This window comes from Marinobacter sp. KM021 (genome assembly GCF_050707965.1).
Classification (GTDB): Bacteria; Pseudomonadota; Gammaproteobacteria; order Pseudomonadales; family Oleiphilaceae; genus Marinobacter; species Marinobacter shengliensis.
In genome coordinates this window covers 2153753-2175798 of the sequence record NZ_CP136129.1, presented here as the reverse complement: position 1 = coordinate 2175798, position 22046 = coordinate 2153753, and the positions used below count along the sequence as shown (strand labels likewise).

25 protein-coding genes are annotated in these 22046 nt (G+C 56.6%); 14 read left to right on the top strand and 11 right to left on the bottom strand.

All coding sequences use genetic code 11. The features are described 5' to 3' along the window. Nucleotides 1-65: 65 nt before the first annotated feature. From RVM24_RS10230 to RVM24_RS10185, 10 genes are all read right to left on the bottom strand, one after another. Nucleotides 66-335, bottom strand: coding sequence for an HPr family phosphocarrier protein (locus RVM24_RS10230; RefSeq protein ID WP_072676726.1), 270 nt, complete (start codon nt 333-335; stop codon nt 66-68). A 6-nt stretch (nt 336-341) separates the two neighbouring features. Beyond that, on the bottom strand, nt 342-1226 hold the full coding sequence (gene rapZ, locus RVM24_RS10225) for an RNase adapter RapZ (RefSeq protein ID WP_431475365.1): 885 nt from the start codon (nt 1224-1226) through the stop codon (nt 342-344). A gap of 40 nt (nt 1227-1266) precedes the next feature. Continuing rightward, nucleotides 1267-1734: a PTS IIA-like nitrogen regulatory protein PtsN gene (ptsN, locus tag RVM24_RS10220; protein ID WP_286922211.1), complete on the bottom strand. Its 468-nt coding sequence runs from the start codon at nt 1732-1734 to the stop codon at nt 1267-1269. A gap of 98 nt (nt 1735-1832) precedes the next feature. Further along, the gene (gene hpf / locus RVM24_RS10215; protein WP_094623924.1) at nt 1833-2135 is read right to left on the bottom strand and encodes a ribosome hibernation promoting factor; all 303 of its coding nucleotides are present in this window, start codon (nt 2133-2135) and stop codon (nt 1833-1835) included. 73 nt (nt 2136-2208) lie between these two features. Further along, on the bottom strand, nt 2209-3738 hold the full coding sequence (locus RVM24_RS10210; protein ID WP_286922210.1) for an RNA polymerase factor sigma-54: 1530 nt from the start codon (nt 3736-3738) through the stop codon (nt 2209-2211). A gap of 189 nt (nt 3739-3927) precedes the next feature. Beyond that, nucleotides 3928-4653: an LPS export ABC transporter ATP-binding protein gene (gene lptB, locus RVM24_RS10205; RefSeq protein WP_058092020.1), complete on the bottom strand. Its 726-nt coding sequence runs from the start codon at nt 4651-4653 to the stop codon at nt 3928-3930. A 7-nt stretch (nt 4654-4660) separates the two neighbouring features. Beyond that, entirely contained in the window at nt 4661-5197 is a 537-nt protein-coding gene (gene lptA, locus RVM24_RS10200) for a lipopolysaccharide transport periplasmic protein LptA (RefSeq protein WP_286922209.1), read from the bottom strand. After that, nucleotides 5181-5780, bottom strand: a complete 600-nt coding sequence (lptC, locus tag RVM24_RS10195) for an LPS export ABC transporter periplasmic protein LptC (RefSeq protein WP_286250959.1) — start codon at nt 5778-5780, stop codon at nt 5181-5183. Before lptC ends, lptA begins: the two co-directional genes overlap by 17 nt. Continuing rightward, complete coding sequence (locus RVM24_RS10190; RefSeq protein WP_286922208.1) at nt 5777-6346, bottom strand: KdsC family phosphatase; 570 nt, start codon at nt 6344-6346, stop codon at nt 5777-5779. Before RVM24_RS10190 ends, lptC begins: the two co-directional genes overlap by 4 nt. After that, on the bottom strand, nt 6346-7335 hold the full coding sequence (locus tag RVM24_RS10185) for a KpsF/GutQ family sugar-phosphate isomerase (protein WP_230713042.1): 990 nt from the start codon (nt 7333-7335) through the stop codon (nt 6346-6348). Before RVM24_RS10185 ends, RVM24_RS10190 begins: the two co-directional genes overlap by 1 nt. 217 nt (nt 7336-7552) lie before the next feature. Here RVM24_RS10185 and RVM24_RS10180 point away from each other — a divergent pair, with 217 nt between their 5' ends. The 11 genes from RVM24_RS10180 (at nt 7553) to RVM24_RS10130 (ending at nt 16463) form a co-directional block, all read left to right on the top strand. Next, nucleotides 7553-8365, top strand: a complete 813-nt coding sequence (locus RVM24_RS10180; RefSeq protein ID WP_230713041.1) for an ABC transporter ATP-binding protein — start codon at nt 7553-7555, stop codon at nt 8363-8365. Next, nucleotides 8362-9144: a lipid asymmetry maintenance ABC transporter permease subunit MlaE gene (mlaE, locus tag RVM24_RS10175; protein WP_058092015.1), complete on the top strand. Its 783-nt coding sequence runs from the start codon at nt 8362-8364 to the stop codon at nt 9142-9144. Before RVM24_RS10180 ends, mlaE begins: the two co-directional genes overlap by 4 nt. Before the next feature lie 21 nt (nt 9145-9165). After that, nucleotides 9166-9615, top strand: a complete 450-nt coding sequence (gene mlaD, locus RVM24_RS10170; protein ID WP_061331525.1) for an outer membrane lipid asymmetry maintenance protein MlaD — start codon at nt 9166-9168, stop codon at nt 9613-9615. Between the two features lie 31 nt (nt 9616-9646). After that, on the top strand, nt 9647-10300 hold the full coding sequence (locus RVM24_RS10165; RefSeq protein WP_061331524.1) for an MlaC/ttg2D family ABC transporter substrate-binding protein: 654 nt from the start codon (nt 9647-9649) through the stop codon (nt 10298-10300). Next, nucleotides 10297-10614, top strand: a complete 318-nt coding sequence (locus tag RVM24_RS10160) for an STAS domain-containing protein (RefSeq protein WP_286250945.1) — start codon at nt 10297-10299, stop codon at nt 10612-10614. Before RVM24_RS10165 ends, RVM24_RS10160 begins: the two co-directional genes overlap by 4 nt. Nucleotides 10615-10674: 60 nt before the next feature. Beyond that, nucleotides 10675-10923, top strand: a complete 249-nt coding sequence (locus tag RVM24_RS10155) for a BolA family protein (RefSeq protein ID WP_061331522.1) — start codon at nt 10675-10677, stop codon at nt 10921-10923. A 19-nt stretch (nt 10924-10942) separates the two neighbouring features. Continuing rightward, the gene (gene murA, locus RVM24_RS10150) at nt 10943-12205 is read left to right on the top strand and encodes a UDP-N-acetylglucosamine 1-carboxyvinyltransferase (protein WP_106695024.1); all 1263 of its coding nucleotides are present in this window, start codon (nt 10943-10945) and stop codon (nt 12203-12205) included. Between the two features lie 26 nt (nt 12206-12231). Beyond that, the gene (hisG, locus tag RVM24_RS10145; RefSeq protein ID WP_138437228.1) at nt 12232-12885 is read left to right on the top strand and encodes an ATP phosphoribosyltransferase; all 654 of its coding nucleotides are present in this window, start codon (nt 12232-12234) and stop codon (nt 12883-12885) included. 246 nt (nt 12886-13131) lie between these two features. After that, nucleotides 13132-14451 (top strand): histidinol dehydrogenase, encoded by a 1320-nt coding sequence (gene hisD / locus RVM24_RS10140; RefSeq protein WP_286922207.1) that lies wholly within the window; start codon nt 13132-13134, stop codon nt 14449-14451. Further along, on the top strand, nt 14444-15505 hold the full coding sequence (gene hisC, locus RVM24_RS10135; RefSeq protein WP_431475364.1) for a histidinol-phosphate transaminase: 1062 nt from the start codon (nt 14444-14446) through the stop codon (nt 15503-15505). The genes hisD and hisC overlap by 8 nt, the downstream gene beginning before the upstream one ends. Before the next feature lie 214 nt (nt 15506-15719). Then, nucleotides 15720-16463, top strand: coding sequence for a Nif3-like dinuclear metal center hexameric protein (locus RVM24_RS10130; RefSeq protein ID WP_431475363.1), 744 nt, complete (start codon nt 15720-15722; stop codon nt 16461-16463). 278 nt (nt 16464-16741) lie between these two features. Here the strand turns inward: RVM24_RS10130 and RVM24_RS10125 are convergent, their stop codons facing one another. Then, entirely contained in the window at nt 16742-17179 is a 438-nt protein-coding gene (locus tag RVM24_RS10125; protein ID WP_058092005.1) for a YhcB family protein, read from the bottom strand. A gap of 276 nt (nt 17180-17455) precedes the next feature. Between RVM24_RS10125 and zapE the strand changes: the two genes are divergently transcribed. The 3 genes from zapE to RVM24_RS10110 all read left to right on the top strand — a co-directional run bounded on the left by zapE (nt 17456) and on the right by RVM24_RS10110 (nt 22022). Then, on the top strand, nt 17456-18553 hold the full coding sequence (zapE, locus tag RVM24_RS10120) for a cell division protein ZapE (protein WP_286255699.1): 1098 nt from the start codon (nt 17456-17458) through the stop codon (nt 18551-18553). 165 nt (nt 18554-18718) lie between these two features. After that, on the top strand, nt 18719-19903 hold the full coding sequence (locus tag RVM24_RS10115) for a thiolase family protein (protein ID WP_061331515.1): 1185 nt from the start codon (nt 18719-18721) through the stop codon (nt 19901-19903). A gap of 220 nt (nt 19904-20123) precedes the next feature. Then, the gene (locus RVM24_RS10110; protein WP_286250929.1) at nt 20124-22022 is read left to right on the top strand and encodes a DUF1302 domain-containing protein; all 1899 of its coding nucleotides are present in this window, start codon (nt 20124-20126) and stop codon (nt 22020-22022) included. The last annotated feature ends 24 nt before the right edge of the window (nt 22023-22046 follow it).

Sequence of the window (22046 nt, the reverse complement as noted above, 5' to 3'; positions counted from 1 at the left end):
ATTATAGCGGAGTTAGCGCCGTCAGGTGAGAAAGGATTGTAGGTGAATGACGAACCAGGGTGTGCTTAACCCCCCTCGCCGAAATAATCACCGATCAGTTCTACGAGTGCCTCGATGGCTTCCTGCTCATCAGGGCCGTCGGCGACCAGTTCAATATCCGTGCCCTGGCTGGCAGCCAGCATCATCACCTGCATGATGTTCTTGGCATCCACGTCCCGGCCCTTGCCGCGTATCCGCACCTGGCTGTCAAAGCCGGAGGCGGTGGCCACCAGCTTGGCGGTGGCGCGGGCATGCAAGCCCAGTTTATTGATGATGGTGACGGGGCGGCAGATCATGTTGGATCAGATCTCCCCTCGGGCCTGGAGGTGGGGGAGTTCAGTATGACGAACCTGCACGTTGTTGTATCGGGTGCGGAAGTGCTGGCCCAGTTGCTCGCAGACATAGACGGAACGATGCTGGCCACCGGTACAGCCAATAGAAATGGTCATGTAGCTGCGGTTGCTGTCGGCGAACGAGGGTAGCCAGGTATCCAGGAAGCGGATCAGGTCGTCCACCATTTGCCTGGTGAGAGGTTCCCGCTCGAGAAACTCGATAACCGGCTGATCGGTACCGACGTATTTGCGCAGGCTGGTGTCCCAGTATGGGTTGGGCAGGCAGCGCACATCGAAGACGTAATCGGAATCGACCGGTACGCCATGCTTGAAACCGAATGACTGGAACAGTAGTGCAAGCTCCTGATCCTTACGCCCGACCACTCGCTGTTTGACCATGTCGCGCAGTTCATACATCGACATGCCGGTGGTGTTGATGTATAGGTCTGCCAGTTTTGACAGCGGTTCCAACAGTGCCTTTTCGTTGGTGATGGCTTCTCGGAGGGAGGTGCGGTCGTCGCTCAGCGGGTGCTTCCGGCGTGTGGCGTGGAACCGCTGCAACAGGGATTGTTCATCGGCATCCAGAAAGATAATCTCGACAACGACTCCCGCTTCGCGAAGCTGGCGATAGATCTGTTCGAAGTTGGCCAGTTCGGCAGACAGGTTGCGGGCGTCGATGCTGACGGCCATTTTCCGGAGCCGCCCCGGCGTTTCCTGTTGCGCCGCTTCCCGGGTCAGCGGGAACAGCAGTCCGATGGGAAGGTTATCAATGCAATAAAAACCCAGATCTTCGAGCACATGCAACGCGGTACTCTTACCGGACCCGGATCGGCCACTGACGATGATCAGTTTCATGATGGACGCTCCTGCCTGCTTCTGTTGGTGCTACTGCTTATCAGGATGCCGCGGTCATACGCTGGTAAAGCGAACTGGCATCCTGACATTGGCGAAGCTGTTCGCAGAAACCGTTATCGTTGAATTTCTCCGCCAGTTGGCTGAGCAGTTCAAGATGTTCGCTGGTGGCTTCTTTGGGTACGATCAGGGCAAACACCAGGTCTACCGGCTGATTGTCGATGGAGTCGAAATCGATACTCTCCTCCAGGGTCATTAGTACGCCAATAACCCGGTCAAGCCCTTCAAGACGGCAATGGGGTATGGCGATGCCCTGGCCAATACCTGTGCTGCCAAGCCGCTCGCGAGAAACCAGATTGCTGAAAATTTCGGTATCGCTGAGGGTTTCATCCTGATGATGAATCTGCTCTGCGATAGTTTCCAGCACCCGCTTTTTACTGGAGGCTGGCACCCGGCACAGCGTCAGTGCAGGAGCCAGAATGTTGTCGATAGTCAGGGATGATTCGCTCATGGATCGACTTGGATTCCGTAAAAAAAAGGCTGCGGCCGGTAAGCCCCGCCGCAGCTCGCTTCATTGAAACACCCGGTAGACTGGCGCGGAACGCGTGCTCAGCCGTTACCGTGCATCCGGTCTACGTTCTTTTCTTTGTGCTTGAGGATCTGGCGGTCCAGCTTGTCTACCAGCGCGTCAATAGCCGCGTACATATCCTCATTTTCTGCCTTTGCGTGGATCTCGCCACCGATAACATGCAGGGTGGCTTCGGCCATCTGACGTACCTTCTCAACTTCCAGCGTCACCTGACAGTTACTGATGTGGTCAAAGTGACGCTCCAGCTTCTCGAACTTGGTGTTGACGTAATCCTTCAGTGCAGGGGTCAGTTCTACGTGATGGCCTGAAATGTTGAGTTGCATAGGCGTCTCCTGTTGTCATCATGCCGGTGTTACCACCGGGCTGAGGGCCAGTGCTTCATGCACTGGCAAAATATTAAACCAGTCGTTTGCGCTCGTTCGAGGGAGGGATGTGCATGGCCTCCCGGTATTTGGCAACGGTGCGCCGGGCCACATTGATGCCCTGATCTCCAAGCATGGCTGCAATCTTGCTATCGCTCAACGGCTTTTTTGGAGTTTCTTCTGAAATCAGTTTTTTGATCATCGCACGAATTGCCGTGGAGGAACATTCGCCTCCCTCGGCGGTACTGACGTGGCTGGAGAAAAAGTACTTGAGCTCAAAGATGCCCCGGGGCGTGTGCATGTATTTTTGTGTGGTCACCCGGGAAATGGTGGACTCGTGCATTTCCACCGCCTGAGCGATGTCAGACAGGATCAACGGCTTCATGGCCTCCTCGCCGTGGTCCAGAAAGCCTTGCTGGTGTTCAACGATTCGGGTCGCCACTTTCAGAAGGGTTTCATTTCGGCTTTGCAGACTTTTGATGAACCACTTGGCTTCCTGCAACTGATCCCGCAGGTAGGTATTGTCGGCACTGCTGTCGGCCCGGCGGATAAGTGACGCATAACTGGCGTTAACCCGAATACGAGGGGCAATCTCCGGATTCAATTCCACACGCCACCGGCCCTCATGCTTCCTTACGATCACGTCTGGAATGACGTAGTCTGGTTCAGCTCGGTCAATAACATCGCCCGGCCTTGGGTTCAGGCTGGTAATCAGGGCCAGCACGTCTCTGAGCTGGTCTTCCTTCAACCGGCTGCGGCGCAGCAGTTGGGCGTAATCCCGGTTGCCCAGAAGATGCAGGAACTGGGTAACCACCAGGCGCGCCTGGCGAAGCCAGGGAGTGTCTGGCGGTAACTGGTTGAGCTGAATCAGCAGGCATTCCTGCAGGTCTCTGGCGAACACGCCGGGCGGGTCGAAGTGTTGGAGTCGGTGCAGAACCGCTTCCACTTCGTCCAGTTCCAGGGGGTCTTCTTCGGTTTCGTCCTGCAGGCCGGAATGGATTTCCTCAATCGGTGAGGTCAGGTAACCGCGCTCATCCACAGCGTCCATCAGGGCGTGGGCGATTGCCTGGTCACGCTCGCTCATGGGGGTCAGGTTGAGCTGCCATTCCAGGTGGTCCTGAAGGGTTTCGGCCGGTGAATTGCGGGTTTCGAAATCCGATTCGTTCTCGTCGTCCCCTTTGCTGGCTGGCGCCGGTGCAGACTGGTAGATATCGTCCCAGGCGGTGTCTACGGGCAGGTCGTCGGGGATGTTATCCGGGATGTCGTTTTCGGAAGCCCAGTCCGGGCCATTTTCGTTTTCATCCCAGTCAGAGGCAGCCTCGGTGGCTGGTTCATCGTGGTCGGAATCCCGGTCTTTATGTTCGTCCCAGGTATCGTCATCCGTATCGGGGGTGTCAGACTGATCGTCATCCTCGGAGGTTTCCAGCATGGGGTTGGATTCCAGTGCCTGCTGGATTTCCTGCTGGAGGTCGAGGGTGGAAAGCTGAAGCAGGCGAATGGCCTGTTGCAGCTGGGGCGTCATGGTCAGACTCTGGCCCATCTTAAGCTGTAATGAGGCTTTCATAACCATGGCTCAAGATCCATAAATCAAGGGTGTCCCGGTAGTGACGTTGCCTGCTGTCAGGCAAAAAAATTGTTATACGCTGGTTACTTGCCGCTCACTGGTATCAGTATAAGCAAGTTCTTTGCCGAGTTTACTTGCTACAGATCATCAAAACAATCAGACCTCGGTCGTCGAGGGGTTTTCTTCCGCTCACAGGTGGAACTCATCACCCAGGTAGACTTCCTTGACCTGCTGGTTGGCCAGGATGGCTTCCGCATTGCCGGAGGCGATGATATGGCCGCCGGAGACAATGTAGGCGTTTTCACAAATATCGAGGGTTTCCCGCACGTTGTGATCGGTGATCAGCACGCCAATGCCCTTGTCCCGCAAATGCCGAATGATGTGCTTGATGTCACTGACTGAAATCGGGTCTACCCCGGCGAAGGGCTCATCCAGCAGAATAAACGCAGGTTCCATGGCCAGCGCTCTGGCGATTTCGACGCGCCGCCGTTCACCACCGGACAACGCCATACCCAGGCTGTCCCGGATATGGGTGATGTGAAATTCCTCGAGCAGTTCCTCAAGTTTGGCTTCCCGCTCCGGCCGTTTCATGCCTTTTCGGGTTTCCAGAATGGCCATGATGTTGTCGCGCACGGTTAGTTTGCGGAATACCGAGGCTTCCTGGGGCAGGTAGCCGATGCCTTTGCGTGCCCGGCCATGCATGGGCAGGGGCGTGATGTCCTGGCTGTCAATGGTGATTCGGCCGCGGTCGGAGGGTACAAGCCCGACAATCATGTAAAAACAGGTAGTTTTCCCTGCTCCGTTGGGGCCGAGCAGGCCTACGATTTCTCCGGACCGGATTTCCAGAGACACATCCAGAACCACTTTTTTCTGTTTGTAGCTTTTTGCCAGGTTGCTGGCCCTGAGAACTGCCATCAGTAACCTATTCGTCTGTGAGGTTGCTGGAGCCGCGAGGCTGAATCACCATTTCCACCCGGCCAGAGCTTTCTTCCGAAGGCGTGCCGCCTTCTGCCGTGACCACCCTGCGCACGGTGTCGTATTGGATGACGTCGCCCCGGAACACATTGTTGCCTTGCTCAATCACTGCCTGGCGCTCGAACGTCAGCCGGTTTTCCGCCGCTGACCAGGTGATGGTCCGCGCCCGGGCGTCTGTCATGGCTTCACCTTCCCGTGCCGGCTGGCGATATCGGGCGGGTTCGCCGTTCGCCTCAATCCGGCTGAGACCTTCGGGGCTTCGGTACAGCACCACCCGCTCTGCGTTCAGCTGGGTGGCCCCCTGGACCAGTTCAACGTCACCGGTGTAGATGGCGGTCCCTTCGGTATCGTCCAGGCGGGCGGAATCAGCGCTGACCTTGATGGGGGTGTCGGAATCCAGATCAAACGCGGTTGCCGGGCTGGCCAGCATCAGTGCGGCCAGCATGACCGGCAGTCGGTGTGTGCGCTTACCTGATGGTTTCATATTGCCCTTCCACCCGGGAGTTGAGTTCCAGTATGCGTTCGTTTACCCAGGCTTTCATGCCATTGGCCTGGGTAACGCCGAACGGTTCGGTAATGGTGACCGGTTGATCGGTGTATACCGTGCCCTGGCGGTTATCCAGGGTCAGTGATTCGGTTTTCAGAGTGGCTTCAGAGTCGCCGGTTTGCCGGAGTACGACAACGTTGCCCGTCAAGGTCACCTGATCATCGTCTTGCCGGAGGCTACCTTCATCCGCTTCGATTATCCATGGTGGGGTGGCCTGTTCGCTGAAAATCCTGGCTCTTGGGGCATTCATGGTGGCGTAGTTGGTGTCTTCAAACTGCTCAATTCGGGGGCTGGATATCGACATCTTCAGGTTGCCGTGTTCGTCCCAGGTTGTGTAGCGGCCCTCGATGATAAAACTGTCGGGTTCCGACGGGCCCCTGAGTTCTGCGGCATCGCCCCGCACACTGTCACCTTCCTCGTTCTGCCACATCAGGAAGACGGTGGCGAGAACCGTGGCTGCCAGCGCCAGGGTTCGAACCCAGGGTTTGCGAACGATGTCCGACAGGGCCCCCGGGATCATGACGGCTTGCCCAGATAGGGGGCCAGAGTAGCGTCCAGCCGGTTCTGCGCCCAGAGTATCAGGTCACATGCTTCACGCACGGCGCCATGCCCTCCCGGGGCCTGGGTGCAATAGTCGGCTTGCTGACGCACCAGCCAGTAGCCGTTGGGTACACTGATGCCCAGGCCGGCGAATGTCAGGGCGGGCAGATCTGGCAGATCATCGCCCATATAGGCAATCTGGTCCGGAGCGATATCCATGCCTGCAACCAGTTCCTGTAACGCAACTTTTTTGTCTTCCCGGCCCTGCATCAGGTGCGGGATGCCGAGGTCGGTTATCCGTTTCTCTGTCAGTGGTGACCGGCGCCCGGTAATGACTGCCACGGTAATTCCGGCCTTCATCAACTGCTTCAGGCCCAGACCATCCAGTATATTGAACGCTTTGAGCTCGTCGCCGGCAGCGCTGAAATACAACCGGCCATCGCTCATGATGCCGTCCACGTCCAGGGCGATCAGGCGAATTCTGGCGGCTTTTGCCTTGAGCGTGTCGTTCCAGCCGGTGTGCATAGGCGGTGCGAAGTCACTCATTAAATCACCCCCGCACGCAGCAGGTCATGCATGTTGATGGCGCCAACCAGGTTGCCGTCGTCGTCGGTGACGGGTAGGGCATTGATCTTCATCTCTTCCATGATGTTCAGTGCCTCGGCCGCCAGGTGGTCAGCCTGAATGGTTTTGCCGTGGCGGGTCATGACGTCCCGGATCGGGGTGGTGTGAACGTCGACGGATTTGTCCAGGGTCCGGCGCAGGTCGCCATCGGTAAAGATGCCGGTCAGATGCCCCTGGGCGTCGACGATGGTGGTCATGCCCAGCCCTTTACGGCTGATCTCCAGCAGGGCGCCGCTGAGGGTGGTATTTTCAAGAACTTTGGGAATCTGGTCGCCGGTATGCATGATGTCAGAAACCCGCAGCAGCAAGCGCCGCCCCAGACTGCCGCCCGGGTGAGAGAAGGCAAAGTCTTCGGCACTGAAGCCGCGGGCTTCCAGCAGGGCTACGGCCAACGCATCGCCCATGACCAGGGTCGCTGTGGTGCTGGATGTGGGTGCCAGGCCAAGCGGGCAGGCCTCAAGGGCAACGCTGACATCCAGATTGGCGACCGCTTCCTGAGCCAGCACAGAGTTCGGGTTGCCGGTCATACTGATCAACGGTGCCCCCATGCGTTTGATCAGCGGCAGAATGGTCACCACTTCGCTGGTGCTGCCACTGTTGGAGATGGCAATCACCACATCTTGCGGGGTGATCATGCCCATATCGCCGTGGCTGGCTTCACCCGGGTGAACAAAAAAGGAGGGTGTGCCGGTGCTGGCCAATGTCGCTGCAATCTTGTTGCCGATATGGCCGGATTTACCCATGCCGGTTACCACTACCCGGCCTTTGCAGGCCATGATAACGTCGCAGGCTCTGGTGAAGTCGCCGTTGATACGGCCTTCCAGGGCTTCGATAGCTTCCCGCTCGATGCGGATGGCTCGCACTGCTGAGGAGCGGTAGTCGGGGGTGTCTGGAGCGTGTGAATCTGTCATCTCGGCGGATAGTCTGCTCGGTCGGTCTGGTTTGCCCGGCCAAACGTCGGTGATCGGGCGACTGAGCCGTGAGTATATCATTGTTCAGACGCGTGGCAGCCAACGTTCAGGGAAACTGATCATTGCCATCAAGACATTTTACGTAGCTTTAACCGGCTTTTCATTGAGCTGAAGCGGCGCATGTCATAATGTAGGCGCTCTTTAATCAGGATGGATTATGGCGTCATCTGCATACATAAGCCTTAACGACGTGGTGTTTTCCCGCTCCGGCCGGCGCATATTCGATGGTGTCTCGCTGGATATTCCGAAGGGGCGGATCACCGCGATCATGGGTCCCAGTGGCACCGGTAAGACCACGCTGTTGCGACTGATTGGCGGCCAGCTGCGTCCCGACTCCGGTCAGGTGGTGGTGGCAGGCCGTGAGGTGCCAAAGCTCAAGCGCAAGGAATTGTACGTGCTGCGGGAAAAGATGGGCATGTTGTTCCAGAGCGGCGCCCTGTTCACCGATCTCAGCGTGTACGAGAACGTTGCCTTTCCTTTACGGGTTCATACCCGCCTGCCGGAAGACATGATACGGGATATCGTGCTGATGAAGCTCGAGGCGGTGGGCCTGCGTGGCGCCCGCAAATTGATGCCCTCTGAGCTGTCCGGCGGGATGACTCGTCGGGTGGCGCTGGCCCGCAGTATCGCGCTGGATCCGGAGCTGATCATGTACGATGAGCCTTTCGCCGGACAGGACCCTATTGCCATGGGGGTTCTGGTCAAATTGATTCGCGATCTGAACAGCTCCATGGGTCTGACCAGTGTGCTCGTTTCCCATGACGTGCCGGAATCCCTGAGTATATGTCACTACGCGTGCATTATTGCGGATGGCAAGGTCATTGGTGAGGGAACTCCGGATGAACTCAGGGCGCACCCCTCCGAGCGGGTTCAACAGTTCCTCAAAGGCCAGCCCGATGGCCCGGTACCGTTCCATTATCCGACCAGCGATGCAGCATCTGATTTCGGTATCTTCGGGGGTGGCGCATGATGGATCGCATAGCGGCCCTGGGGCGAACGGGTCTTGATGTTATTGCGTCGCTGGGGCGGGCCTGTCAGTTTCTGGCGGGCGTTGTCGGGGGCGTACCCAAGCCCTCTGTAGGTTTTCCGCTCCTGGTAAAGCAGTTATATGCAGTCGGTGTGCTGTCGCTGGCCATTGTGGTGGTGTCGGGTTTGTTTATCGGCATGGTGCTTGGTCTTCAGGGGTACACCATTCTCAGCGATTTTGGTTCGGAGGCGGCCATCGGCCAGATGATCGCATTGACCCTGGTGCGTGAACTGGCGCCAGTGGTGGCGGCATTGTTGTTTGCTGGCCGTGCTGGTTCTGCGTTAACCGCCGAAATCGGTTTGATGAAAGCGACCGAGCAGCTCTCCAGTATGGAAATGATGGGGGTCGACCCGTTGCGCCGGGTGATCGCCCCAAGGTTGTGGGCGGGTTTTATTTCACTGCCTATTCTGGCCATGATATTCGCGGTGGTTGGCGTCTGGGGTGGCATGTTGGTGGGTGTTGAATGGTTAGGTGTATACGAAGGCTCATATTGGGGCAATATGCAGGCCTCAGTGGACTTTGTAGATGACGTTCTCAACGGGCTGATCAAGAGCGTGGTGTTCGGTTTTGTCTGCGCCTGGATTGCGGTGTACCAGGGTTATGACTGTGTGCCCACCTCAGCAGGGATCAGTTCGGCCACTACCAAAACTGTGGTGTATTCATCTTTGGCGGTACTGGGTCTGGATTTCGTGCTGACCGCTGTCATGTTTGGAAATTTCTAACAGGTATTCCGGGAGCCTCTCATGGCACAACGAACAACAGAAATCATCGTCGGTCTGTTTATTATCGCCGGGCTGGCAGCCTTGCTGTTCCTGGCGTTGCAGGTCAGTGGCCTGTCCCCCAAGGCCGCTGGCGCTACCTACAAGCTCCACGCAAACTTTAACGATATCGGTGGGCTGGCGCCCCGGGGCCGGATATCCATGGCGGGTGTGACGGTAGGCACCATTGAGTCGATCACTCTGGACCGGGAAACCTTTCAGGCCAGGGTGACCATGTCTATCCACAAAGACGTGGATAACATCCCGGCGGACAGTGCAGCAGTAATACGTACATCCGGAATTCTGGGGGAGCAGTACATTGATATCTCCATTGGTGGGGATCTTGAGTCTTTAAAAGAAGGCGATACTTTCTATTCCACCCAATCTGCCATGAATCTGGAACGGATGATCAGCAATTTCGCCTCGGGCCGTTGAGGCAATGGGAATAAACGCACAGGAGACTGCAATGCTTGTTTTGAAACAACGCCTTATACTGATATTTGCCCTGTTTGCAGTAGGGCTTGGCCAGGCCTGGGCAGGGCCGGAAGAAGAGCTTAGGCAGTATGTGGATGACAATACCCAGAAGTTGGTAAAAAAGCTTCAGGCGGAGAAGGGGCTCTACGCATCTGACCCGGAAGCCTTTTACGCGAGCATGGATGAAACCCTTGACCAGTTTGTGGATTTCCGTCGCATTGCGGCTCGGGTAATGGGCCGCTACGCCCGGCAGTCGACGCCAGAGCAGCGCGATGACTTTGTCGAGAAGTTCAAGCGCAGCCTGTTTGACAGTTATGCCCAGGCGTTGGTGTCGGCCGATGATTTCACTATCCAGGTGAAAGAGGCGTCCATCATGGCCCAGAACAACGATCGCGCAACCGTGCAGATGGAAGTCGTCACCTCCTCCGGTAATCGCTATCCCGTCACTTATTCCATGTACCGCAATGCCGAAGGTCGGTGGATGATGGAAAACGTCATCGTTGAGGGTATCAATATCGGCCTGGCTTTCCGCGACCGTTTTGCCCAGGAAATGGAGGCTAATCGGGGCCAGATTCAACTGGTCATCGATGGTTGGAGCGACGCGGTGGAATCGCTGAACCTGGACGAGGAAATTGACCAGTCATGACCAGTGACGCGCCTGCGGTCATTTTGGATGGCGTTACTTTGCGGGTAACCGGATCGGTTGATGCCGATTCGGTGATTCCGTTGCGCAAACAGGGTGAACAGCTAATCAACGGCGCCCAGAGCTCGCTTACGGTCGACCTTGCCGGGCTGGGCACCGCCCACAGCGTGGTGCTCTCTATGCTCCTTTGCTGGCATCGGCTGGCGCTCAGTCGGCAAGTATCCCTTACCTTTGAAGGCGCCAGCGACCGCCTATTGTCGCTGGCTGCGCTCAGCAATCTTAAAGATCAGATTCCCGGATTTGCCTCACACAGCTGACCGGCGCCCGGGAATTGGTTACAATTCCGCCCCTGATTTCAATACAGCCGAGGAATCCCTATGGACGCCGCCCAGGTTACCGATCTAGTAAAACAAGCACTGCCCGATTGCGAGGTGCAGGTGCAGGTTGATGGCAACCATTACCTCGTGGTCGCGGTGGGTGAGGTATTCGAAGGCCTGCCAACCATCAAACGGCAGCAAATGATTAACAAGGTACTGTTCCAGCACATCATGGACGGCACCATTCACGCCCTTCACCCGAAGGCCTACACCCCGAGCGAGTGGGCCGAGCGGCAGGCCAACGCCTGAACCGAACAGGACAGATATTGTGGATAAACTTCTGATCAGGGGGCGCAAGCCTCTGGATGGCGAGATTCGCATCTCCGGTGCCAAGAACGCGGCGCTGCCGATTCTGGCAGCCACCCTGCTGGCGGATGAGCCGGTGACCGTTGGCAACCTGCCGCACCTGAACGACATCACAACGATGATCGAACTGCTTGGCCGGATGGGTGTCGAGCTGCTGATAGACGAGAAGATGAGTGTTGAGGTTCACGCCAACACCATCAAGCATTTTCATGCGCCCTATGAGCTGGTGAAAACCATGCGCGCCTCTATTCTGGTGCTGGGCCCGCTGGTGGCGCATTTTGGTGAGGCAGAAGTTTCCCTGCCTGGCGGTTGTGCCATCGGTACCCGCCCGGTCAACCTGCACATCCACGGCCTGGAACTGATGGGCGCGGATATCAAGGTTGAGAATGGTTACATCAAGGCCAAGACCAACGGCCGTCTGAAAGGTGCCCATATCTTTATGGATACGGTGACGGTAACCGGCACCGAAAACCTGCTGATGGCTGCAACCCTGGCTGAGGGTAAAACCATCCTTGAAAACGCCGCCCGTGAACCGGAAGTGGTTGACCTGGCCGAGTGCCTGATTGCCATGGGCGCTGACATCAAGGGCCATGGCACCGCCACGATCGAGATCAATGGCGTAGAGCGACTGCACGGTTGCCACTACAACGTGCTGCCGGATCGCATTGAAACCGGTACCTATCTGGTGGCTGCGGCCGCCACGGGTGGCCGGGTGAAGGTTAAAGATACCCGCGAAGACCTGCTTGAGGCGGTATTACTGAAGCTGGAAGAAGCTGGCGCCCACATCACCACCGGGCCGGACTGGATTGAGCTGGATATGAAGGGTAAGCGCCCGAAGGCGGTTAACCTGCGAACGGCGCCATACCCCGCCTTTCCGACGGATATGCAAGCCCAGTTTGCGGCGATGAACGCCGTCGCCGAGGGCACGGGAACCATTGTAGAGACGGTCTTTGAAAACCGCTTTATGCACCTGCAGGAGCTGATTCGCATGGGTGCGGATATCAGTCTGGAAGGTAACGCCGCCATCATTAAAGGTGTGGGGCATCTGACGGGCGCGCCGGTTATGGCCACGGATCTGCGAGCCTCGGCCAGTCTGGTTATCGCAGGCCTGGTGGCTGATGGCGACACCATCGTAGACCGCATTTACCACATAGACCGTGGCTATGAATGTATTGAGGAAAAACTGCAGCTGCTGGGCGCAAGTATTCGCCGTTTGCCGGCATAATGAACCAACGGGACCCGAAAAGACCCATGACAGATTCCATCACCATCGCCTTGTCGAAGGGACGAATTCTCGAAGAGACCTTGCCGCTGCTGGCGGAGGCCGGTATTGAGCTGGTCGACGACGTGAAGAAGTCCCGCAAGCTGGTGTTCCCGACCACAGACCCGAACGTGCGGATTCTGATTATCCGTGCCACCGATGTGCCCACTTATGTGCAGTATGGCGGGGCCGATCTTGGAGTCACGGGCAAGGATGTGCTGATGGAGCACGGCGGGGAAGGCCTGTATGAGCCGCTGGATCTGAACATTTCCCGCTGCAAGCTGATGACTGCGGGCAAGAAGGGTGAGCAGCCGCCGGCCGGGCGAATCCGGGTGGCCACCAAGTTCGTAAATCTTGCGCGGAGGTATTATGCGGCACAGGGGCGGCAGGCGGATATTATCAAGCTCTATGGGGCAATGGAGCTGGCGCCGATTCTGGATCTGGCGGATGAGATTGTCGATATTGTGGATACGGGCAATACGCTGAAGGCCAATGGGCTGGAGCCTCGGGAGCTGATTGATCATATCAGTTCGCGGTTGGTGGTTAATCGGGCTTCTATGAAGATGAAGCATGGGCAGATTAATCCCATCATAGAGAAGATGGCGGTTGCGGTGGATCGCCGTCGGGGCTCGGGTTCGGAGTAAGGCTTCCTTTTTTGCTTGGGAGTATGTCAGCCCACAGGGAAGGCCTTCCAAAACACGCTCCTTCGGCACGTCCATGTGACGCTTGGGCTCCGCCATCCATGGCTCCGCACAGTTTTGGAAGGCCTTCCCTGTGGTCTTCCGCATACTTTTGAGTTTCGAAGCCCCAGAGTTTCGTTGAGCTTTCCCCGATTCGCTGGCGGGTAATTCAGCGGTTGTAAGTTTTCAATCCAACGCAGGATTAACGAGATGAACGACAGAATCACCAGACTGACTGCAACCCAAAGCGACTTTGACGATGCGCTGGCCAAGCTGTTGGCGTGGGATGACAGTGTTGACCATCAGGTGAATGAGTCGGTTCGGCATATCCTGCGTGAGGTGAAAACCCGCGGCGATGCGGCGGTTCTGGAGTTTACCGAGCAGTTTGACCGGTTGAAGGTCGGCTCCATGGCCGAGCTGGAGATGGACAAGAGCCGTCTTCAGGAAGCGTTGGAGCGGATTCCGCAGGACCAGCGGGTGGCTTTGGAGAAGGCGGCTGAGCGGGTTCGGGATTATCATGAGCGGCAGGATCAGAAGTCCTGGCAGTATGAAGACGAGGACGGGACGATTCTGGGGCAGAAGGTGACGCCGCTGGATCGGGCGGGGCTTTATGTGCCCGGCGGTAAGGCGGCGTATCCGTCTTCGGTGCTGATGAATGCCATTCCGGCGAAGGTGGCGGGTGTCGGTGAGTTGATCATGGTGGTGCCGACGCCGGATGGCGTGGTGAACGACATGGTGCTTGCGGCGGCCGCGATTGCCGGGGTTGACCGGGTGTTTACGCTTGGCGGTGCGCAAGCTGTGGCTGCGCTGGCCTACGGTACAGAGACTGTGCCGGCAGTGGACAAGATTGTGGGCCCGGGGAATATTTTTGTGGCCACGGCCAAGCGGGAAGTGTTCGGGGTTGTGGGTATCGATATGATTGCCGGCCCGTCCGAGATTCTGGTGATCTGCGATGGCAAGACCGACCCGGACTGGATCGCGATGGATTTGTTCTCCCAGGCCGAGCACGACGAGCAGGCCCAGAGTATTCTGATCAGCCCGGATGCGGCGTTCCTGGATGCGGTGGAAGCCAGTATCAACAAGCTGCTGCCGACCATGGAGCGGGAGGAGATTATCCGTACGTCCATGATTGGCCGTGGTGCGCTGATTCACGTGGCCGATTTGAAGGAAGCGGCGGAAGTCTCCAATCGGATTGCTCCGGAACACCTGGAACTGTCGGTGGAAGATCCGCAGGCGATGTTGGAAGACATTCGCCACGCCGGTGCCATTTTCATGGGCCGTTACACCGCCGAAGCCCTTGGTGACTACTGTGCCGGCCCGAACCACGTTCTGCCTACCAGCGGCACGGCAAGGTTCAGTTCGCCGCTGGGCGTTTACGATTTCCAGAAACGCTCTTCCCTGATCGGCTTCAGCCCCAAGGGTGCCGACCGGATGGGGCGGGTCGCCTCTGTGCTGGCAAGGGGTGAGGGTCTGACTGCTCACGCCCGCTCTGCCGAATATCGCATTAAAGAGAACCCTGCCAATGAGTAAGTTCTGGAGCGCGCTGGTCAGCGAATTGCAGCCGTATGTGCCGGGTGAACAGCCGAAAATGGCCAACCTGGTCAAGCTGAACACCAACGAAAATCCCTTCGGGCCCTCCCCGAAGGTGATTGCCGCCATTCAGTCTGAGCTGAATGACAACCTTCGCTTGTACCCGGACCCGGAAGGGCAGGCGTTGAAAGAAGCGATTGCTGCCTATCACGCGGATTACGGTATTTCCGTCAGGCAGGTGTTCGTGGGTAACGGTTCAGACGAGGTTCTGGCGCATATCTTCCAGGGCTTGCTCAAACACGACAAACCGATCCTGTTCCCGGATATCACCTACAGCTTCTATCCGGTGTACTGCGGTCTGTATCAGATCGAAAGCGACGTCATCCCATTGACTGACAGCTTCGAAATCAACTCGGACGATTACAAGCGCCCGAACGGCGGCATCATCTTCCCGAACCCGAATGCTCCGACTGGTCGTTATTTGGGGCTGGAGCATGTGGAAGAAATCCTGACGGCGAATCCGGACAGCGTGGTGGTGGTAGACGAAGCCTATGTAGACTTCGGTGGGCAGACGGCTATTTCACTGGTTAACCAGTATCCGAATCTGTTAGTCAGCCAAACCTTGTCCAAGGCCCGCTCTCTGGCTGGTCTTCGGGTAGGGTTTGCGGTAGGTAATGAAGAACTGATTGAAGCCTTGAATCGGGTAAAAGACAGCTTTAACTCCTACCCGCTCGATCGTCTGGCGTTGGTCGGCGCGATCGCGGCGTTCGAGGACCATGAGTGGTTTGAGAAATGCTGTGGTGGTGTGATTGAAGAACGTGAGCGGGTAACGGCTGAGCTGGAGAATCTTGGCTTTGAAGTGCTGCCATCCAAGGCAAATTTCGTCTTCGCCCGTCACCCGAGTCACGAAGGTGCCGATATCGCCTCCAAGCTCAGAGAGCAAGGTATTATCGTTCGTCACTTCAACAAGCCGCGTATTAGCGACTTCCTGCGAATTACTATTGGCACCGCTGAACAAAACAATTCTTTGATCAAGGGGCTGGATTTCCTCTAGGCTTTCACCGGGGCTGAACGAGGAATCGGCGCGCATAAAGTCTGGAGCGAGGGGCCGGAGGGGCTTTCAAAAATGTGCGGAGCCATGGATGGCGGAGCCCAAGCCGCACATGGATGTCTCGAGGCGTTTTTTGGAAAGCCCCTCCGGCCCCTAGCTTTGCAATAAGGCCTGAAGCGCCGATACCGAAAACTCCGAATCATGGAGGTTCAATATTATGGCAACCCGTATAGACATCCTGAAGAAGATTGATGAATGGCTACAGCCGGAGAACTTTCAGGACTACGCCCCGAACGGCCTGCAAGTAGAGGGTAATGAAAACGTAGCAACCATCGTCTCCGGAGTGACAGCATCGCAGGCGTTGATCGACGAAGCGGTGAAACAAAACGCCGATATGATTCTGGTTCACCACGGCTACTTCTGGAAAGGTGAAGATCAGACCATCCGCGGCATGAAAAAGAACCGCATCAAGCAGCTGCTGGATAACGACATCAACCTGGTGGCCTACCACTTGCCGCTCGATGACCACCCTGAATACGGCAATAACCGCCAACTCGCCAATGTCCTGAATATTCAGAACCCCACGCCGATCGGCGGACTGGTTTGGCAGGGCGAGCTTTCTGAACCAATGACTCCGGAAACGTTTGGTCTCCACATCGCCAGAGCCCTTCACCGGCAGCCCCTTCATGTGGGGGACGGCCCAGAGAAAATCAAAACCGTAGCCTGGTGCACCGGCGCAGCTCAAGGGTTTATAAATGTCGCGTTGAACGCAGGGGTTGATGCTTACATCAGCGGAGAAATTTCCGAGCCTACCACTCACACTGCCAGAGAGTGTGGAGTCCATTACTTTGCAGCGGGCCACCACGCCACAGAACGCTACGGTGTGCAAGCGCTGGGAGAGGCGTTGGCCAAAGAGTGTGGTGTGAGGCACCAGTTCGTCGATTGTGATAACCCGGTATAGAGTATTGGTTGGTTCTCGTCGGAAACCCTCACAAATGTTCCGAGGCTATCTGATTTCGTGGGTCGTGGGAGGTCTCGGTGAAGTCAGGTTGGTCAGTCAGGGGGTAGGGCTTCCAAAAATGTGCGGAGCCATGGATGGCGGAGCAGAAGCGCCACATGGATGTGCCGAAGGAGCGGTTTTTGGAAGCCCTACCCCCTGACTGGCCATGCCCAGAGCCACAAGGCTATTTAAGGTAAGGCTCCAAGCCAAAACGCCCGGCTGGCGCTGGAACCAGGAGTTCAAGCAGACCGCTTGGTACCATCCGCATTCAGGCCATAATCCTCGGCCAGTGTGCCTTTGTCCTCAGGATCAGCCTTCGGCGCATAATCCCGTGGCGGCTCTGAGTTTTCATCGCTGCCGTGCTCCAGCCGACCCGAGCCATCCTGTCCCAGCTCTTCCAGCCAGTCTTCATCATTACAAAGCCGGTTTGCGCCGCGCGCCATATGCTGATTTACATCGCGATAAGCATCATTAAACCGGCGCAGCAGATGCGCAGATTCCATGAAATGCTCATTCACCTGTGCCTGATAGCGAGTAAACTCACTGCGCAATTCTTCAATTTGCTGCTCCGCCCGGCGCTGCCGGAGCGTTGCTCCCTGGCCTGAACGGCCCACCAGAATCCCGATGACAATGCCAACCACCAACGCGGCTACCGCCGCCAGAATCAGGTTTGTCATATAAAAACGTCCTTTCGTTGCATGCGAGTGAGCTAATCCTCATTCAAAGAGTATAACTCCCCTGACTGATTGAGCCCATGGCCAGGCACTGAGCGAATCGTCGTATTGCTCTAGTGTCTCGTCTGGCTAAGGAATTAGCCAGACGAGACACTAGCACCCGTCCGGCGTGGCGAAAAAGTGCGAAATAAGCGACAATACCGCGCCGAAAATCCAACACCATTACAATCCCGGGAAACCCTGATGACAGCAGCCATGTCTTCTGAAACCGTCGCGAACCTGAGCCCTTGGGAGCGTTACCAAAAGGACCTTGAACGCCCGGACTTTCACAAAGACCCGGCCCAGGAAGATGCCGTCCGTCGCCTTCAGGCACTGTACGACAAACTGGTGGATGCCGAAAGTGAACGCCACAAAGGTCTGGCAAAACTGCGCCGTAAATTGAAGAAAGGTAAAGAAGATCCAGTCAAGGGGCTCTATTTCTGGGGTGGTGTGGGCCGCGGCAAGACCTATCTGATGGACACTTTCTACGAGGCGTTGCCGTTTGACCGCAAGATGCGGGTGCATTTTCATCGCTTCATGCAGCGGGTTCACAACGAGCTTAAGCAGCTTAAGGGCGAGAAAAATCCGCTGGACAGGGTGGCCAAAAAGTTTGCCGATGAAACCCGTGTTATCTGTTTCGATGAGTTCTTCGTCTCCGATATCGGCGATGCAATGATTCTCGCCACGCTGATGGATGGCCTGTTTGGCCGCGGTGTTACCCTGGTATGCACATCGAATATCGTGCCAGACGGCCTCTACAAGGATGGCTTGCAACGGGCCCGTTTCCTCCCCGCTATAGAGCTGGTGAAGAAACATACCGACGTGGTGAACGTCGACGGCGGCGTGGATTACCGGTTGAGAACCCTTGAACAGGCTGAACTTTACCATTGCCCGCTGGACGACCAGGCCGATGTCAGCCTGCGCACCAGCTTTGATGCCCTTGCTGTTGAGGCGGGTAAGCACAGTAAAACCATGGAAATCAACGGCCGCAAAATTCCGGCCGAGGCCCACGCAGATGATGTGGTGTGGTTCGATTTTAAATCCGTGTGTGACGGCCCGAGGAGCCAGAACGACTACATCGAAATGGCGCGTCAGTTCCACGCCATAATCATCAGCAACGTACCACAGCTGGGTAAAAACAATGACGACCAGGCTCGTCGCTTTATCAATATGATTGACGAGTTCTACGACCGGAACGTCAAGGTCATCATCTCGGCTGCTGCCCCCATCACCGAACTCTACACCGGCGGCCGCCTGAGTTTCGAATTCGAGCGCACCGAATCCCGCCTGCTCGAAATGCAATCCCGGGAATACCTGGAAGCGCCCCATAAGCCATAGGGTCTGTCCCCGAACGGGGACTGACCCATTTTGGAATCCAGCTCCAAAAATCAGAGCGGTTATAGGGTCTGTCCCCGCAGGGGACTGACCCATTTTAGAACCCAACTCCATAAAAGAGGGTCAGTCCCCATACGGGGACAGACCCGTTACCAAGAGAGGTCACAAATGAGCCAAGACAACGTAGTTATCGTAAGCGGCGTACGCACTCCCATGGGCGGATTTATGGGCAGTCTCGCCCCGGTTTCAGCCCCTGAACTGGGCGCCATCTCCATCGCCGAAGCCGTCAAGCGCGCCGGCCTGCAGCCTGCCGATATCCAGGAAGTCATCATGGGCAACGTGCTGCCTGCCGGCCTCAAGCAAGGCCCGGCCCGCCAGGCCATGCGTAAGGCCGGCTTGCCGGACAGCACCGGTGCCACCACCATCAACAAACTGTGCGGCTCCGGCATGAAAGCGGCCATGCTGGCCCATGACCTGATCAAGGCAGGCACCAACGACATCATGGTCGCCGGTGGTATGGAAAGCATGTCCAATGCACCCTACGTACTGCTTGGCGCCCGCCAGGGCTATCGTATGGGGCCCGGACAGGCGCCGCAGGATCATATGTTCCTGGACGGTCTGGAAGATGCGGAAACCGGTCGCCTGATGGGTTCCTTTGCCCAGGAAATGGCAGATAAGAAAGGCTACAGCCGGGAAGACATGGATGAGTACGCCATCCAGTCCCTGACTCGTGCCAAGAAAGCCATCGAAGAAGGTTTGCTGAAAGAAGAAATCATCCCCGTCACTGTAAAAACCCGCAAAGGCGAGGTGGTGGTGGAAGACGACGAGCAACCCCATGCCGCCAACATCGAAAAAATCCCGACCTTGCGCCCGGCATTTGCAAAAGATGGTACCGTGACCGCAGCAAACGCTTCATCTATTTCTGACGGCTCCTCCGCTCTGGTTCTGATGCGTGAGTCCGAAGCTCAGAAGCGCGGCCTGAAGCCGATGGCCCGTATCGTAGCTCACAGCACCCAGTCACAGCACCCGAGCGAGTTCACCTGCGCACCGGTGGGAGCCATTGAAACCCTGTTCGCGAAAACCGGCTGGACCAAAGACGACGTTGATCTTTTCGAGATCAATGAAGCCTTCGCCATGGTTGCCATGATGCCGATCAAAGAACTTGGCCTGGACCCGGCCAAGGTGAACGTGCACGGCGGCGCCTGCGCCCAGGGCCATCCGGTCGGTTCCACCGGCTCTCGCCTGCTGGTCACGCTGATGCACTCCCTGAAGCACTATGGCAAGAAAAAGGGCGTTGCCGCACTGTGTATTGGAGGGGGTGAAGCCACCGCCATGGCCATCGAAGTTCTGTAATACAGTCAAAGTGGTTGCACTCCCGAATCTTGTCTATAGTGAGGGAGTGCGAAAACACGGCTAAACGGAGAGTGACAGCAAAATCATACTTTTGACTGATCAAAGCCCTCAAAGGCCTTAGCTATAGTGCAAGCATCAGGGCACTGTATGCACAGCCGCCAAGACACCAAAATCAGAACAACCGAGCAGCGACTCAGAACAACAACGGAGTAGCCTTCCAATGACAAGAAAAACTCAACCGTGGCAGCGTTGGACCAAGTTACCGCTTGCCGTCGCCATAGCCGCCGGCGTGTCCGCCCCGGCCTCTGCTATTTCCTTTTATGTGGGAGATGTTGAAGCGCAGTTCAATACCACGTTGTCAGCTGGTGTGGGTTGGAGAACTCAAAATCAGGATAAGCGCTTGATTGCACAGGGTAACTTGGGGCCAGATTATGCACCGGGTGGACCCCTTGCCAATATTGGCGCATCCACTAACAACTATGATGACGGTAACCTGAACTTTGACAAGGGTGATACCTACTCAAAGATTGTTAAGGGCAACAGTGAACTCTTCCTGGATTACGCTGTAGACAGCAATGTCTTGACTCGTGTGGGTGGCCTTGTACGTGGCCGTTACTGGTATGACTTCGAACTAAAAGACGAAGGTCGGGCGACTGACGATGTGGGCCAGCAGCGAGAGCTGAATGACCGCGCCAAGGCTAACGCTTCCGGTGGTGAAATTCTTGATGCGTACATTTTTACCGACTGGTATTTCGGCAATATGCCGGTCAGTGCCCGTTATGGTAAGCAGGTAGTTAGCTGGGGTGAAAGTACGTTTATTCAGGGTGGTATCAATACCATCAACCCGATTGACGTGCCTGCCTTCCGTGCCCCGGGCTCAGAATTGAAAGACGCCCTTCTGCCAGTGGAAATGTTTTATGTTTCTGTTGGCCTGACAGATACGGTTTCTGTTGAGGCGTTCGTGCAAGCGGATTGGGAACCGGTTCGTCCAGACGATTGTGGTACCTTCTTCTCAACCAATGACTTCGCCGCTGACGGTTGCGGCCCGGTATTGTTGGCTGGCCAGCTGCCTGACTCTCAGGCATTGGCGCAGGGCTTTGTTGCACCGCGTCTGGCCGATAAAGAAGCAGATTCCAAAGACCAGTTCGGTGTGGCATTCCGTTGGTACGTTCCAGCGCTCAATGACTCCGAATTTGGTTTCTACTACATCAAGTACAACAGCCGCCTGCCTTATGTAAGTGGCCTTGTAAACAACCCGGCGTCGCCCAGTGCCACGCAGCAGAACGATCCGAACCTGCCAAACTCCAGCTTCCCAAGTTACTTCATTGAGTACCCTGAGAATATCAACCTTTATGGTATCAGTGTGAACACCACCACTCCGGGTGGCTGGTCATTGGGGGCCGAGTATAGCTTCCGGGACAACGTGCCGCTGCAGTGGAACGCGTTTGAACTGATCTTTGGTGGTCTTCAGCAGCGTGGGCCGAATGGCGAAGTTCTGAGTGGCCTGGAGCGCCAGCGTCTTGCAGAATCCAATAACGCCAACCTGGCTGGCAAGCCAGTCGAGGGCTATGACCGCTTCAAGGTGTCCCAGGCACAGTTTACGCTGATCAAGTTCTTCGACCAGGTGATGGGCGCCAGCCGCTTGTCTCTGATCACGGAATTTGGTGCCACCTATGTCCATGACCTGCCGGACTACTCTGAGGCCCGTTACGGCCGTTCCGGCACCTTTGGTATCGGTGAGCTTCCCCTGGCTTCCCTGGGTGGCGCGGATCTTTGTGCCAACGGTGCAAACATCAACGTCAACTACTGCAACAACGAAGGCTTCACGACATCCTTCTCCTGGGGCTACCGTTCGCGCCTGGTGTGGGATTACCCCAACGTTTTTGCGGGTATCAACCTGTCTCCGCAATTGGCGTGGAGCCACGACGTGAAGGGCTATTCGCCTCAGCCGGGCGGCGCCTTCAACGAGGGTAACAAGGCCATCGGCCTGTCTCTGGAAGCGGTTTACCAGAACAAAATCACCGGTAACATTGGTTACACAAACTTTTTCGGTGGCAAGCCGTATAACGAGTTGACCGACCGTGATTTCGTGAGTGCTAGCGTCTCTTACTCATTCTGAACCGGACCGAATTCGTTTAACGAG

What these genes read in the sequence shown, in the direction of transcription:
- ptsN (WP_286922211.1), bottom strand. Translation starts at nt 1,734, where the DNA reads ATGAGCGAATCATCCCTGACTATCGACAACATTCTGGCTCCTGCACTG.
- RVM24_RS10125 (WP_058092005.1), bottom strand. Translation starts at nt 17,179, where the DNA reads ATGACAAACCTGATTCTGGCGGCGGTAGCCGCGTTGGTGGTTGGCATT.
- RVM24_RS10190 (WP_286922208.1), bottom strand. Translation starts at nt 6,346, where the DNA reads ATGAGTGACTTCGCACCGCCTATGCACACCGGCTGGAACGACACGCTC.
- hisG (WP_138437228.1), top strand. Translation starts at nt 12,232, where the DNA reads ATGACAGATTCCATCACCATCGCCTTGTCGAAGGGACGAATTCTCGAA.
- RVM24_RS10130 (WP_431475363.1), top strand. Translation starts at nt 15,720, where the DNA reads ATGGCAACCCGTATAGACATCCTGAAGAAGATTGATGAATGGCTACAG.
- RVM24_RS10110 (WP_286250929.1), top strand. Translation starts at nt 20,124, where the DNA reads ATGACAAGAAAAACTCAACCGTGGCAGCGTTGGACCAAGTTACCGCTT.
- RVM24_RS10185 (WP_230713042.1), bottom strand. Translation starts at nt 7,335, where the DNA reads ATGACAGATTCACACGCTCCAGACACCCCCGACTACCGCTCCTCAGCA.
- RVM24_RS10180 (WP_230713041.1), top strand. Translation starts at nt 7,553, where the DNA reads ATGGCGTCATCTGCATACATAAGCCTTAACGACGTGGTGTTTTCCCGC.
- RVM24_RS10210 (WP_286922210.1), bottom strand. Translation starts at nt 3,738, where the DNA reads ATGAAAGCCTCATTACAGCTTAAGATGGGCCAGAGTCTGACCATGACG.
- mlaD (WP_061331525.1), top strand. Translation starts at nt 9,166, where the DNA reads ATGGCACAACGAACAACAGAAATCATCGTCGGTCTGTTTATTATCGCC.
- RVM24_RS10230 (WP_072676726.1), bottom strand. Translation starts at nt 335, where the DNA reads ATGATCTGCCGCCCCGTCACCATCATCAATAAACTGGGCTTGCATGCC.
- lptA (WP_286922209.1), bottom strand. Translation starts at nt 5,197, where the DNA reads ATGAAACCATCAGGTAAGCGCACACACCGACTGCCGGTCATGCTGGCC.
- hpf (WP_094623924.1), bottom strand. Translation starts at nt 2,135, where the DNA reads ATGCAACTCAACATTTCAGGCCATCACGTAGAACTGACCCCTGCACTG.
- RVM24_RS10115 (WP_061331515.1), top strand. Translation starts at nt 18,719, where the DNA reads ATGAGCCAAGACAACGTAGTTATCGTAAGCGGCGTACGCACTCCCATG.
- lptB (WP_058092020.1), bottom strand. Translation starts at nt 4,653, where the DNA reads ATGGCAGTTCTCAGGGCCAGCAACCTGGCAAAAAGCTACAAACAGAAA.
- RVM24_RS10155 (WP_061331522.1), top strand. Translation starts at nt 10,675, where the DNA reads ATGGACGCCGCCCAGGTTACCGATCTAGTAAAACAAGCACTGCCCGAT.
- mlaE (WP_058092015.1), top strand. Translation starts at nt 8,362, where the DNA reads ATGATGGATCGCATAGCGGCCCTGGGGCGAACGGGTCTTGATGTTATT.
- hisD (WP_286922207.1), top strand. Translation starts at nt 13,132, where the DNA reads ATGAACGACAGAATCACCAGACTGACTGCAACCCAAAGCGACTTTGAC.
- rapZ (WP_431475365.1), bottom strand. Translation starts at nt 1,226, where the DNA reads ATGAAACTGATCATCGTCAGTGGCCGATCCGGGTCCGGTAAGAGTACC.
- RVM24_RS10165 (WP_061331524.1), top strand. Translation starts at nt 9,647, where the DNA reads ATGCTTGTTTTGAAACAACGCCTTATACTGATATTTGCCCTGTTTGCA.
- hisC (WP_431475364.1), top strand. Translation starts at nt 14,444, where the DNA reads ATGAGTAAGTTCTGGAGCGCGCTGGTCAGCGAATTGCAGCCGTATGTG.
- lptC (WP_286250959.1), bottom strand. Translation starts at nt 5,780, where the DNA reads ATGATCCCGGGGGCCCTGTCGGACATCGTTCGCAAACCCTGGGTTCGA.
- RVM24_RS10160 (WP_286250945.1), top strand. Translation starts at nt 10,297, where the DNA reads ATGACCAGTGACGCGCCTGCGGTCATTTTGGATGGCGTTACTTTGCGG.